This is a genomic window from Allobosea psychrotolerans (genome assembly GCF_002917105.1).
GTDB classification, from domain to species: Bacteria; Pseudomonadota; Alphaproteobacteria; order Rhizobiales; family Beijerinckiaceae; genus Allobosea; species Allobosea psychrotolerans.
On sequence record NZ_PQFZ01000012.1, the window covers coordinates 1 to 13,182 of the forward strand.

The 13,182-nt window shown below is 66.8% G+C and carries 12 protein-coding genes; 8 read left to right on the forward strand and 4 right to left on the reverse strand.

Annotation, left to right across the window (positions count from 1 at the left end):
* The 3 genes from CYD53_RS19020 to CYD53_RS19030 all read left to right on the forward strand — a co-directional run.
* Positions 1–417: ABC transporter permease (locus CYD53_RS19020; RefSeq protein ID WP_146055955.1), on the forward strand; the 417-nt coding region annotated here is incomplete at its 5' end.
* The gene (locus CYD53_RS19025; RefSeq protein WP_103719667.1) at positions 414–1,142 is read left to right on the forward strand and encodes an MOSC domain-containing protein; all 729 of its coding nucleotides are present in this window, start codon (positions 414–416) and stop codon (positions 1,140–1,142) included. The genes CYD53_RS19020 and CYD53_RS19025, both read left to right, overlap by 4 nt.
* Before the next feature lie 29 nt (positions 1,143–1,171).
* Positions 1,172–2,275 (forward strand): NAD(P)/FAD-dependent oxidoreductase, encoded by a 1,104-nt coding sequence (locus tag CYD53_RS19030; protein ID WP_103719668.1) that lies wholly within the window; start codon positions 1,172–1,174, stop codon positions 2,273–2,275.
* A gap of 163 nt (positions 2,276–2,438) precedes the next feature.
* Here the strand turns inward: CYD53_RS19030 and CYD53_RS19035 are convergent, their stop codons facing one another.
* The 3 genes from CYD53_RS19035 to CYD53_RS19045 form a co-directional block, all read right to left on the reverse strand.
* Positions 2,439–4,421 carry a hydantoinase B/oxoprolinase family protein gene (locus CYD53_RS19035; protein WP_103719669.1) on the reverse strand — a complete coding sequence of 661 codons (1,983 nt, stop codon included), beginning with the start codon at positions 4,419–4,421 and terminating at the stop codon, positions 2,439–2,441.
* A 2-nt stretch (positions 4,422–4,423) separates the two neighbouring features.
* Entirely contained in the window at positions 4,424–6,475 is a 2,052-nt protein-coding gene (locus CYD53_RS19040) for a hydantoinase/oxoprolinase family protein (RefSeq protein WP_103719670.1), read from the reverse strand.
* Positions 6,476–6,575: 100 nt separating this feature from the next.
* Complete coding sequence (locus CYD53_RS19045; protein WP_103719671.1) at positions 6,576–7,478, reverse strand: LysR family transcriptional regulator; 903 nt, start codon at positions 7,476–7,478, stop codon at positions 6,576–6,578.
* Between the two features lie 148 nt (positions 7,479–7,626).
* On the opposite strand from CYD53_RS19045, the gene CYD53_RS19050 reads away from it, so the two are divergent.
* From CYD53_RS19050 to CYD53_RS19065, 4 genes are all read left to right on the forward strand, one after another.
* Positions 7,627–8,361: a metallophosphoesterase family protein gene (locus CYD53_RS19050; RefSeq protein ID WP_103719672.1), complete on the forward strand. Its 735-nt coding sequence runs from the start codon at positions 7,627–7,629 to the stop codon at positions 8,359–8,361.
* Between the two features lie 243 nt (positions 8,362–8,604).
* Entirely contained in the window at positions 8,605–9,003 is a 399-nt protein-coding gene (locus CYD53_RS19055; RefSeq protein ID WP_103719673.1) for a MarR family winged helix-turn-helix transcriptional regulator, read from the forward strand.
* A 45-nt stretch (positions 9,004–9,048) separates the two neighbouring features.
* Positions 9,049–10,365 carry an MFS transporter gene (locus CYD53_RS19060; RefSeq protein ID WP_103719674.1) on the forward strand — a complete coding sequence of 439 codons (1,317 nt, stop codon included), beginning with the start codon at positions 9,049–9,051 and terminating at the stop codon, positions 10,363–10,365.
* 30 nt (positions 10,366–10,395) lie between these two features.
* The gene (locus CYD53_RS19065; RefSeq protein ID WP_103719675.1) at positions 10,396–11,088 is read left to right on the forward strand and encodes an SDR family NAD(P)-dependent oxidoreductase; all 693 of its coding nucleotides are present in this window, start codon (positions 10,396–10,398) and stop codon (positions 11,086–11,088) included.
* Positions 11,089–11,219: 131 nt separating this feature from the next.
* Here the strand turns inward: CYD53_RS19065 and CYD53_RS19070 are convergent, their stop codons facing one another.
* On the reverse strand, positions 11,220–12,170 hold the full coding sequence (locus tag CYD53_RS19070) for a LysR family transcriptional regulator (RefSeq protein WP_103719676.1): 951 nt from the start codon (positions 12,168–12,170) through the stop codon (positions 11,220–11,222).
* A gap of 124 nt (positions 12,171–12,294) precedes the next feature.
* Between CYD53_RS19070 and CYD53_RS19075 the strand changes: the two genes are divergently transcribed.
* The gene (locus CYD53_RS19075; protein ID WP_103719677.1) at positions 12,295–13,131 is read left to right on the forward strand and encodes an alpha/beta hydrolase; all 837 of its coding nucleotides are present in this window, start codon (positions 12,295–12,297) and stop codon (positions 13,129–13,131) included.
* The last annotated feature ends 51 nt before the right edge of the window (positions 13,132–13,182 follow it).

Here is a 13,182-nt window from a genome sequence, read left to right on the forward strand (position 1 = left end):
ATCGTGATGCTGATCGCGATGACCTCCTGGATGGAGGTGGCGCGCGTCGTCGAGGCGCAGATGCGCTCGCTGCGCACGCGCGATTTCGCCGTGGCCGCGGTCTCTATGGGGTCCAGCAATGCGCGCATCATGTTTCGCGAATTGCTGCCCAACGCGGTGGCGCCGATCGTCGTCGCCGCGACGCTGAACGTCGCCCATGCGATCCTGGCCGAGAGCTATATCTCCTTCCTCGGCTACGGCATCCAGCCGCCGACGCCGAGCTGGGGCAACATGCTGGAGGGCGCCCAGAGCTACCTCACCAGCGCGCCCTGGCTCGCGATCCTGCCGGGAGCCGCGATCACGCTCGCCGTGACCAGCTTCAACTTCGTCGGCGACGGCTTGCGCGACGCGCTCGATCCGCGCCTCGACCTGCCATGAGTGGCAGCGTTGCGGCGCTTTGGCGCTATCCGGTCAGTTCGATGGCGGGCGAGCGGCTGGAAATCGCCCCGCTCGATGCGTCCGGCGTCGTCGGCGATCGGCTCTGGGGTGTCGTCGATGCGTCCAGCGAGCGCATCGCCTCGCCCGGCCGCGAGAAGCATTTCATCGAAGTCCCCCGCGGCTATGCCCGCTGGACCGCTCTGGATGGTGCTGCCATCTCGGCTGACGGAAGCACTTGGGCAAAGCCGGACGATGCGGTGGTCATCGAGAGACTATCCTCGCTCTTCGGCTTCCCGGCGCAGCTGAAGCCGTTCGTCCGGCGCGGGCAGGAGGGCTTTCGGCCGCGCTACGAGCATGCGCCGATCCATCTCCTGAGCACGGCCGCGATGCGAAGCCTGGAGCGCGAGATGCCGGGCAGCATCGTCGACGAGCGCCGCTTCCGGCCCAACATCGTCGTCGATTGGCCGGACGGGGAGGACCCGATCCCGGAGAATGGCTGGCTCGGCCGCGAGATCCGCATCGGCGATGTCGTGCTGAAGGGCAGCATCCCCTGCGGGCGCTGCGGCTTCATCACCATCGCGCAGGACGGTATCCCGCTCGATGTCGAGCTCTTGCGCACGGTGGTGAAGCGTCACAACCGCAATTTCGGAATCTACTGCGACGTCCTGGTCCCCGGCGAGATCAAGCCCGGAGACACCGTGACGGTTGCTCCTGCCAGCGCCTGAAGGCGCCACGCTGCCGAGGATATCCAACCATGAGCCGTATCGTCATCATCGGGGCCGGCATCGTCGGCCTGTCGGTCGCTCGCGCCGCCCTCAAGCGCGGCCATGACGTCATCGTTCTGGAGCAGGGGCCGGCGCCCAACCCGCAGGCAGCCTCCTTCGATAACCACCGCATGATCCGCTACCCCTATGGTTCGGCCGCGGGCTACACGCGCATGGTCACCGAGGCCTTTTCGGCCTGGGACCGGCTCTGGTCGGATCTTGGTACCGCGCATTTCGAGAATACGGGCGCAATCGCGATTTCGTTGGAGGCCGGCGACTACGCGCAGAAGACCCTCGACACTTTCAAGGCTGTCGGGCTGCCCCATGAGGTGCTCTCCCGCGACGGTGTCGAGGCACTCTGCCCGCATCTGAGCTTGCCCGCCCATGCCTGGGGCGTGGTCTCCTTCCCCGGCGGACCGCTCTTTGCCGGCCGTATCGTGACCGAGCTGGCGCAATGGGTGCGCGACCATGGCGGGATCATCGAGCATGATTGCCGCGTCGCGCGGGTCGATCTGGAGACCGGCATCGCTGTCCGCGCCGACGCGTCCGAAGTCGCTGGCGATCTGCTTCTGGTTGCGGCCGGGGCCTGGCTGCCGGCGCTGCTGCCGGAGCGCTATGGCAAGGCCTCGGTCTATCGGCAGGGGCTCTGCTATGTCGAGCCGCCGGCGCAGTACGAGCAATCCTGGCGCGAGGCTCCAGCGATCGCCGCGATCGGCGACCACACCGGCTATACGCTGCCCGATCGTCGCGGCGCCGGCCTCAAGATCGGCTATTCCGCGCATCGCCGCTTGGCGCGCCCCGAGACGGACGGCTTCGGCTCGGATCTGGAGAGCGAGAGCCGTGCCATTCTCGGCGCCTTCAAGCCTTACTTCCGCGACTTCGAGGCCTATAGGCCGACGCGCATTCAGGTCGGCTACTACGTGCTCGACGCTTCTCGGCGCTTCGAAGTGGTGCAGACCGGGCGCGGCCTCGTCGTCACCAACTGCGACGGCCAGATGTTCAAGTTCGGCCCGCTCCTCGGCGAGCGCATCCTGGGCATGTTCGCGGGTGAGCAGAGCGCAAGCGATCTTGCCCATTGGGCGGCGGGGTATTGAGTGTACGCAACAGCGTGTGCCTTCACGCCGTCATCCCGGACAAGCCGCGCAGCGGCGCCGATCCGGAATCCATCGGAGGGTGCTGCGCTTTACGATGGATTCCGGGTTGCTCTTCGCTTCGCTTGCCCGGAATGACGGCGCATGGTTTTCAGTCAGCCCGGCCTTACTCCGCCGCGAGCGCGATCTCCGGTACCTGCGGATAGTCGCGCCGGACGCTGCCGAAAGCGCTCGTGACGTCGGCTTGCGGGCCGGCTTCGCGCATCGCCGCAAAGATCTTCGTCTTGGTGAAGAAGCGCCAATGCACCGGCAGGGCCGCGAGCAGGCGAGTCAGGGCCGCGTAGTTGCGGGCATGCCAGACGCTCTCGAAGGCGTCGCGCTCCGGGCCGAAATGGAAATGCCCGCCATGGGCGTTCTGTTTCATCTCAGCCCTGCGTGCTGCCGTCGCCTCGGCATCGACCGCTCCGTCCCGGATCACCACGCCATAGCGGTCTTTCGCCGCCGCCACGCTGACATAGCCGCGCGCGACGTCGAGCAGCACGCGCTCGGGCTCCCGCTCCAGCGGCGACCCGCGCCCGCCGCCGCCCGGCGAATGGATATGGATGATGTCGCCGGGCTCGGTGACGGCGATGTCGGTGTTGCCGAGCACGCGTTCATTGGCGGCACCGGGGTTGATGATGAAGTTCGAGGGCTCGGCCGAAAGCCCGCCCAGCGTGCCCCAGGGCCGGAAGATCGAGCGGTCGCGGTTGCGCGCGGTGATGCGGGTGTTGGGCGCGAAGACCTTGAACTCCATCACGGTCGCAAGCCCGCCGCGCCAGCGCCCGGCGCCGCCGGAATCGGGCAGCAGCCCATAGCGGACGAACTGGATCGGCACCTCCGTCTCGGTGATCTCGATCGGCGTGTTCTTGAGATAGGCGGCGTCGGCGCCCGAGCCGTTGGGGCCGTCGCGATGCGGCATGCCGCCGCCGCCGCCGACCACCGGATTGATCGCGGCGATGATGCTGCGATGCGTCTTTTCGTCGGTCGTCATCACATTGACGATCGAGCTCGAGCCCGCCGGCGCCGCCGGCATGCGCTCGGGGATGGCGAGGCTGAAGGCGCCGAAGATCAGGCTGCGCACCCGCCCGCAGGTCAGGCTGCGCATGCCCACCGCCGCCGGGAAGGATGGGTTCAGCACCGTGCCCTCGGGCGCGATGCAGGTGAAGGGGCGTGTCAGGCCGGAGTTGAGCAGGAGCTGCGGATTGAGCGTGTAGAGCACGTAATAGACGCCCACGAGCAGCAAGGTGTGGCGCGGGTCGCTGCCGGTGGGGACGTTGAGCGAGGAGCCGAGCTGCGGGTCGGAGCCGGTGAAATCGAGCACCGCCTCGTCACCCTTGATCGTCAGCGTCAGCGCGAGCCGGCAGGGATTGCCGTCGACGCTGTCCTCATCGGCATAGTCGGAGAAGAAGTACTCGCCGTCGGGGATCGAGCGCAGGATCTCGCGGGCCTGGTGCTCGGCATAGTCCATCAGCCCGTCCAACCCCTCCATGAAGCCCTTGGCGCCGAACTTCGCGATCATCGCCTGGATCTTGCGCTCGCCGGTGTTGAGCGCGCCGGCCAGCGCCTTGAGGTCGCCCATGTTGAGGTCGGGCTTGCGCACATTCATCATCATGATGCGCAGCACCTTCTCGTCGAAGACGCCATCGCGCATCAATGTCATCGGCGGGAAACGGATGCCTTCCTGGTGGATCTCGGTCAGCGAGCGCGACAGGCTGGCCGGCACCGCGCCGCCCATATCGGTGTTGTGGACATGGCCGCCGACGAAGCAGACGATCTCACCCTCGTGGAAGATCGGCTTCCAGAGATGCGTGTCGGGGGCGTGCGTCGCGAGATAGCCGCTATAGGGGTCGTTGGTGAAGGCGATGTCGCCTGGCCGGTATTCGTCGACGAGGTCGATGGCGCGGTTGTAGTTCATGCCCGGATACCAGGTCGCGCCCAGATCCATCGGCACCGCGACGACGCGGCCGGTCCTGTCCATCACCATCACGGTGAAGTCCTCGGTCTCCTTGACGAAGGTCGAGTGCGCCGTGCGGTAGAGCGTGTAGGCCATGTTCTCGGCCGCGGCCCGGCAATGGTTCGCCAGAACCTGCAATGTCACCTTGTCGACCATGCTCAAGCCTCCGTCCGCAAGGTGAGGTGAAGGTTCAGCCAGCCATCGACATGGGCCTCGAAGCCGGCGGGAATGCAGATGGTGGTGTCGTCCTGCGCCACGATGGCGGGGCCGGAAAAGTCGTGGCCGTGGCGCAGCGCGTTGCGGTGATAGAGCGCAACCTCCTGGTTTGCCCCGTCGAGCCAGACCGGGATCAACCGCTCAGGCACGGCCGCCCCGGCTGCGGTCTCCGGCACGGGGGTAAGGCCTGGCCGCTCGGTCGTTCCGCTGACGACGAGGCGCAGATTGACGATCTGGACCTCGCCGGCCTCGTCGTTGAAATCGTAGATCGCCAGATGCTGGCGGTGGAAGGCAGCATTGATCGCGGCAATGTCGCCCTCCGCCAGCCAGGGCTCGGCGAGCGGCACCTCGATCTCGAAGGACTGGCCGTGATAGCGCATATCGGCCGAGAGGGTCTCGATGACCTGGCCGGTGAAGCCCTGCTCGTCCCTGATCCAGGCGGAGCCGTCGGCCTTGAGCCGGAGAAGCGCTTCCCTGAGACGCGGCAAGGATTCCGCTGCAGAGGGCGCGAAGATCGTCTGGATGAAGTCGCCCTTCACATCGGCGATCAGGCCGCCGAGCGCGCTGACCACGCCTGGCCGTTGCGGCACCATCACATGGGGGATGCCGAGCTCGCGCGCCAGGAAGCAGCCCAGCATCGGGCCGGCGCCGCCAAACGGCATCAATGTGAATTCGCGCAGATCGACGCCATAGCGCGCGACGAGCTTGTTGACCTCGACGAACATCTCCGAGACCGCAACCGCGATGATCGCCTCCGCCGTCGCTTGCGAGGCGAGGCCCAGGAGCCCGGCGAGCTCGCCGATGACGGCCTCGGCGCGGTCGCGCCGCATGCCGATCTGGTCATAGGCGATCGGCGTATGGCCGAGGAAACCGCAGGTGGCCATCGCGTCGGTGACGGTCGCGCGCGTGCCGCCGCGGCCATAGCAGGCCGGGCCCGGCGTCGAGCCGGCGCTTTCCGGCCCGACTTTGAGCACGCCGAAGGCGTCGGCCCAGGCGATCGAGCCGCCGCCGCTGCCGATGGATGTCACGGAGACGCTGGGCACGAAGAGCGGGAAGTCGCCGACGGTCTCGCCGGTGCCGAATTGCGGCTTGCCGTCGATGATCAAGGCGAGGTCGGCGCTGGTGCCGCCGATATCGAGCGTCAGCACATTGGCGATGCCGGCCTGCTCGGCGAGATAGGCCGCGCCGATGACGCCGGACGCCGTGCCCGAGAGCAGCATGTTGACGCAGGCGCGCTTGCCGGTCTCTGCAGTCATCAGCCCGCCATTGGATTTGGTCAGCATCGGTCCGGCGGGTACGCCGCGTGAGGCGAGAGCTGCCTCGAGCGCGCCGAGATAGCCCGCGACGCGCGGATGGACATAGCCGTTCAGGATCGCGGTCGTGCTGCGCTCATATTCGCGGATCACCGGCCAGACCTCGCTGGAGGTGAAGACGAAGAGTTCCGGCGCAAGCTCCGCGATCAGCGCCTTGGCCTGTGCCTCATGAGCGGGATTGCGATAGGCGTGCAGGAAGGAGATGACGACGCCGTCCACGCCCTTGCTGCGGATTGTCGCGATGACATCGGCCAGCGCCTCGCGGTCGAGCTCCTCGGCGATCGCGCCATTGGCGAGCTGGCGCTGCCTGACGCCATGGATCAGGTCGCGCGGGATCAATTGCTCGGGCCTGGCGCAGAACAGCGAATACATCTCCGGCATGCGCAGCCGGGCGAGCTCGATCACGTCCTCGAAGCCGGCGGTGGTGATCAGGGCGAGCCGGCTGCCCTTGCGCTGGATGATGGTGTTGATGCCGACCGTGGTGCCGTGGACGAAGGAGATGACCTCCTCGGGCGCCACGCCATGGCGTTCCTGCAGGAGGCTCAGGCCGTCGAGCAGTTCCTTGCCGGGCTCGTTCGGCGTGGTCAGGACCTTGATGGTCTCGAACCGGTTGGTGCCGGTCTCCATTGCGCAGAAATCGATGAAGGTGCCGCCGATGTCGACGCCGATACGCCAGCTCATGAATCCGTCCGCTCGCGAGAATGCAGCTGGCAATCTGAGGGCAGGGGGCGGCGGCGTCCAAGAGCAAAATGCGACAGGTGGATAAGCCTGGCTTATGGAATCAAGGTTCGTGCCGTTCGAGGCCGAGGGTTTTGCAGGCGCTGCGCAGATGCGCCCGCAGCAATTCGTGATTGCGCGAAAGCGGCCGGCGCGAACTCGTCAGCAGGCAGAGCGGCAAGGCGACATTCGGCCGGAAGGGGCGGGTGACGAGCCCCGGAAAACTGTGCCAGGGCAAAAGCCCGTCTACGATCGCAATGCCGAGTCCCTGCTGCACGAAGGCGAGCGCGATGATCGAGACGTCGATTTCCATCTCCGGTTGGAAGCTGACGCCCTCGCGCCCCAGCGCCGCCCGCAGCAACTGCCCGGGAAGGGATTCCGCCCGATAGGAGATCAGCGTTTCGCCACGCAGATCGGCCGGGCCGATCGCCTCGCGGGATGCGAGAGGGTGGGTCGAGGGCAGCACGCAGACGATCCGGGTGTGGCCGATGATCTCCGTGTCGATCAGGGGAATCGACTGGTCGGTCATCGCGATGCCGAGGCCGGCCTGGCCGCGATCCAGCATCGCCACGATCACCTCGGCCGGCACGACATAGGACAGGATGCGGATATCGGCATGGGCCGCCCGGAAATGGCGCAAGGCTTCCGGCACCAGGGCGAGCGAGGGCGGCGCCGAAGCCGCGAGCCGCACCACGCCGGATTTGCCCTGGCGCAGGTCGCCGGCACGCTGCCTCAACCCTTCGAGATCGCTGAACAGCCGGTCGACTTCCGGGTAGAGTTCCTCCGCCTCGGGCGTCGGGATCAATCGGCCCTTGACCCGCAGGAACAGCTTGAAGCCGAGCTCGTCCTCGGTGTGCAGCAGGATCTGGCTCAAAGCCGGCTGCGAAACGTTGAGCGCCTCGGCCGCGCTGGTCAGCGTGCCGCAGCGCATCACCATGCGAAAGACTTCGAGTTGCCGCGCGCGCATCCGCCTCATTCCATAATGAGGCCTTATAGCACGAGCCTCGCATCAGGATTGGATGAATCGCTCGTGCAGGATCTCCCGAGAGCGATTAGCCTGCAAGGGCTCCCGTGTGAATCGGGGCGCTCATCGATAGGGAAAGGCTGGTCCCGACATGCGGCTTGGCGTCATCGCGGATGTTCACGGCAATCTCCCGGCCCTGGAGGCCGTGATGGAGCGGCTCGCCAGCCTGGAGCTCGATGCGGTCGTCAATCTCGGCGATTGCGCGTCGAGTCCGCTCTGGCCGGCCGAGACCGTTGCGCTGCTGCGCAAGAGCGGTTTTCACCATGTCCGCGGCAACCACGACCGGGTGCTCGGCGCGCCAAGCGCTGCGGGCCTCGGCTTGTCCGACGCCTATGCCTGGTCGCAGCTCGATCAGGAGGCGCGCGATTGGCTGCTTGCGCTGCCCGTCAGCCTGTCCGTTGCAGGCGCATTGTGCATCCATGCCAGCCCGCAGGACGACAACACCTATCTGCTCGAGAGCGTCGTGGCGGGCCGCCTGCTGCCGGCATCCCTGGCGGAGGTCGAAGCCAGACTGGAAGGCAATGCCTCGCGACTGATCCTTTGCGCCCACAGCCATCTGCCGCGTCTGCTGCGGCTGGGGAGCGGCGCCACCATCGTCAACCCCGGCAGTGTCGGCTGCCCGGCCTATGACGATCCCGACGCGCCCGCCCATGTCTCGGAAAGCGGCTCGCCCCATGCCCGTTTCGCCGTCCTGACCGGGGAGGGCGACAAGGTCGAGGTCGCGTTCGAGGCGATTGCCTATGACTGGGCCGCCGCCGCCCGCCGCGCACGGGCGAATGGCCGCGAGGACTGGGCGCAGGCCCTGCTCAAGGGCTGGATGAGCTAAGAAACCGTTTGGAGCCTCCGCGAGCCCTCATCCTGAGGAGCCATTCCCCTGGGAATGGCGTCTCGAAGGATGCTTCAGAAGGCTCCCGTGCAGGCTGGAGCATCCTTCGAGACGCTGCTACGCAGCTCCTCAGGATGAGGGCTGGTGTTTCCAAACGGACTCCGAGGCGCCGGGCCACGCCCCTCGCAGGCCCGGCGTGCCGGGGGGCTTGCCATCCTCTTGATAGGGGCATATACCCGTATCATGAAGGTTGATTGCTATTGCACCGTCTTGAGATCCGCCACCCGGCGGATGGCGGCATTCTATGACGAGGCGATGGCGCCCTTGGGCATCAATATCGCCCAGTTCAGCTTGCTGCGCTCGATCGCGCGTCTGGAGCCCGTCATCCTGACCGAGCTCGGCCGGCGGATGGAGCTCGATCGTTCGACGATCGGGCGCAATGTCCGCGTGCTCGAGCGGATGGGTTTGGTGAAGCTCGGCAGCGGCAAGGATCGGCGCGAGGCGACGGTGATGCTGACCGAGGCGGGGCGTCGGGTTCTGCAGGAGGCCGCGCCGCTTTGGGAGGCCGCGCAAGCGGCCCTGGAAGCGCGAATGGGCGTCAAGGCCACGCAGGAACTGCGCGAGATCCTGAATCGGATCTGATTTTCTCGACAATTTACGGGTATATGCCCACAACAGGAGACTGCCATGGCGTCCTTCGCCGATAGTTTGACCCCGACCTCGGCGCTCGCGAGGTTGCTGGCGCGACGCGGAATCCATTATGGCTGGGTCGTCGCGGCCGTGACCTTTCTGACCATGCTGGTGACGGCCGGCGCGGTTGGCGCGCCCGGCGTATTGATCACCCCGCTGCAGCGCGAATTCGGCTGGGCGACCTCCGACATCTCCTCGGCCCTGGCGGTCCGCCTGATGCTGTTTGGCTTGATGGGGCCGTTTGCGGCCGCCTTCATGAACCGCTTCGGCGTGCGCAGGGTCGCGACCGTCGCGCTCACGCTGATCGGCAGCGGCATCCTCGGCTCCTTCTTCATGACGCAGCTTTGGCACCTTGTGCTGCTCTGGGGCATCGTCGTCGGTCTCGGCACCGGGCTCACCGCCATGGTGCTCGGCGCGACGGTCGCGACGCGCTGGTTCTCGCAGCGGCGCGGTCTCGTGCTCGGCCTACTGACGGCAAGCACGGCGACAGGCCAGCTCGTCTTCCTGCCATTGCTGGCGAGCCTGACCGAGCAGGTCGGCTGGCGCAGTGCGCTCGTCTTCGTCCTGGCGATGCTGGTCGTCGCGGTCGTCGCCGTGCTCACCTTGATGCGCGATCGCCCCTCCGATATCGGGCTCGCCCCCTATGGCACTGACGCAATCGTGCCGGCCCCGGCTCAGGCTGCGAGTTTCGGCGCGATGCTGATGTCGCCGCTGGTGGCGCTCAGGGACGCTTCGCGCACGCACACCTTCTGGGTCCTGTTCGGCACCTTCTTCGTCTGCGGCGCCAGCACCAACGGCCTCGTCCAGACCCATTTCGTCTCGCTATGCGGCGATTACGGCATGGCGGCGGTGACGGCGGCCGGCGTGCTCGCGATGATCGGCGTCTTCGATTTCGTCGGCACGGTCGGTTCGGGCTGGCTCTCGGACCGCTATGACAGCCGCTGGCTGCTGTTCTGGTATTACGGCCTGCGCGGGCTTTCGCTGCTCTATCTGCCCTTCACCGATTTCTCCTTTTACGGTCTGTCGCTCTTTGCCGTCTTCTATGGGCTGGACTGGGTCGCGACCGTGCCACCGACGATCAAGATCGCGGCCGACCGCTTCGGCGAGAAGTCCAATCTGGTCTTCGGCTGGATCTTTGCCGGGCACCAGATCGGTGCGGCCTTCGCCGCCTATGGCGCGGGTTTCAGCCGGACGGTCTATCAGAGCTATCTGCCGGCCTTCTTCATCGCCGGGGCGCTTTGCCTGTTTGCTGCCGCCTTCGTGGTGACGCTGCGGGGCACGGCGATGCCGCGGCTGAAGCCCGTCGCGGCCTGATCTCACCGAACCTGTCGCAGGAGCCAGTCCATGACGAGCCTTCCCTATCGTACCGCGCTGATCGTCGGGGCCGGCCCCGGCATCAGCGCCTCGCTCGCCCGCAAGCTCTCGGCCAATGGCGTGCAGGTCGCACTGGCCGCGCGCCATGTCGAGAAGCTCGCGGCCTTGGCGGCGGAGACCGGCGCTTCGGTCTTCGCGGCGGACGCCTCGGACCAGGCCGGCGTCGCGCGGCTTTTCCAGGAGGTCGAGGCCGGGCTCGGCGAGCCCGATATCGTGATCTACAATGCCAGCATGGCCGTGCGCGGGCCGCTTGCCGAGCTCGATCCGGCCATGGTGGCGCAATCGCTGTCGGTCAATGCCTTGGGCGCCTTCCTGGTCGTGCAGCAGGCGGCACAGCGGATGTTGCCGCGGGAGCGGGGCGCGATCCTGCTCACCGGGGCGACAGCGGGAATCAAGGGGTTCGCCCGCTCGGCGCCGTTCGCCATGGGCAAATTCGCCCTGCGCGGCCTTGCCCAGAGTGCGGCGCGCGAGCTCGGCCCGAAAGGCATCCATGTCGCGCATTTCGTCATCGATGGCGGCGTGCGCAGCGCCAAGCGGCCGGATGCCTCAGACAATACGCTCGATCCTGACGCCATCGCGCAGAGCTATCTCGATGTGCTGCGCCAGCCTAGGAATGCCTGGACGATGGAGGTCGACCTCAGGCCATGGGCCGAGACCTTCTGAGGCCGGCTCGCTTTTGCGCAACCCGTCCCGTCATTGCGAGCGCAGCGAAGCAATCCAGAAGGGCTCGCTCGACGGCCCCTGGATTGCTTCGCTGCGCTCGCAATGACGGTCGAGTCGAACGGGAAAACGCTTTAGCCGGCCGCGGCGGCCTTGCTATGCGGCAGGCTGGATTTGCGCTGGATCAGGTCGTTCTTGCCGAAAAGCTCGGCCAGCCAGTCGACGAAGACGCGCACCTTGTTGCTGAGATGGCGGTTCGGCGGATAGACGATGTGCAACGGCTTGGGCGCCGAGCACCAGCCCGAGAGCAGCGGCACGAGCCGCCCCGCCGTAACATGCTCCTGCACCATGAAGCTCGGCGCCTGGATGACGCCGAGCCCCGCCACTGCCGAGGCGACATAGCCGGCGCCCTCGTTGAGCGAAACGATGTAGCGCCCCCTGATCTCGATGCTCTCCTTGGCGTCGACATAGGTAAAGGGCACGGTGCGGCTGGTGCCGGCGCTGCGGTAGCCGACGATGTAGTGGTCGGCCTCGAGCTCGCTGGGATGGCGCGGGGTGCCATGTCGGGCGATGTAGTCGGGTGCGGCGCAGGTGATCAGGTACATCTCCCCGATGCGCCGTGCGATCAGGCTCTGATCCTGGATCTCGCCGGCGCGGATGGCGCAGTCGAGATTTTCGGCGACGAGGTCGGCCGGGCGGTCGCTCAGGCCGAGATCGAGCTGGATCTCCGGGTAGCGCGCATGGAAGCCGGGCAATGCGGGTATCAGAACCGCCATCGCCAGCGAGGTGCTGCAATCCACCCGCAACCGCCCGCTCGGCCGGGCCTGCGACAGCGCCATGCTGGAATCGAGCTCGTCGATTTCGCTCAGCACGCGCAAGGCGCGCTCGTAATAGGCGGCACCGTCCATCGTCACGGTCACGCGCCGGGTCGTGCGGTTGAGCAGCTTGGCGCGCAGATGCGCCTCCAGCTGCTGGATCTGTTTCGTCACGGTGGGCTTGGGCATGTCGAGCAGATCGGCGGCGCGCGTGAAGGTGCCGGCTTCGACGACCCGGACGAAGGCGCGCATGGCGTTGAGCTGGTCCATCCCATCCTCCTCGGCGACTCCATCATTGTTTCCCTATAGAAATAATGAATGAGCAAATATGCCATTTATTGCTCCATGAGCATCACTTAAATCACGCTGCACTGCAACACCAACCGGCGACCCCATGTCCATCTCGACTCTTCCGCAACTTCGTACCCGGCGCGCCGTCTTCTGGCGTCAGGAGACGATTGCGGCTGCGCAGGGCTCGCTCGCCGCCCGGCTCTATGCCCCGGCCGAGATCGAGCCCGAGGCCGGGCTGGTCCTGCATCTCCATGGCGGTTCCTTCAGCAGCGGTTCGCTGGCCGAGGGCGAGGCGGTTGCGACGGCGCTGGCCGAGGCCGGGGCTGTCGTCATGTCGATCGATTATCCGCTGGCGCCCGGCCACCGCTTTCCCGAGGCGCTCGAGACCGCCTATGCCGCGCTCCAGACGCTCGCCAAGGGTCGTGCCCGCTGGGCTTCTAAACTTGCGCCGCTCTATGTGGCGGGCGAGGAGGCCGGCGGCAACCTTGCCGCTGCGCTTGCCTTGATGGCGCGTGATCGTCGTGGGCCGGAGCTCGCCGGTCAGATCCTGTTCTCGCCGATGCTCGATGCCTGCCTCGGCACCTATTCGCTGCGGACGGCCGAGGCTGGACCGGTCGGCTGCCGCTGGGCCGATGGCTGGGCCGATTATCTCGGCACGCCGGACAAGGCGGCCCACCCTTACGCGGCCCCGCTCAACGCCTCGCGGCTGGCGGGCCTCGCGCCTGCGCTGCTGATCTCGTCGCAGGACGATCCGCTGCGGGACGAAGCCGCGCATTATGCAGCGCGGTTGCAGGAAGCGGGTGTGACGGTCCGCCACCATGTGCAGACTGGCCCGACGCAATGGCCGGATGCCTATGCCGGCGCTCCCGAGGAAGGCTCCTGCCTCTCTCTGGCATGCAACCATGTCGCTGAATTCTATGCCCTGACCGCGCCGCCCTAGGCGCGCCGCCGGCAGCAATTTTCATCGCCTATCTCTTGGAAGGAATGGACC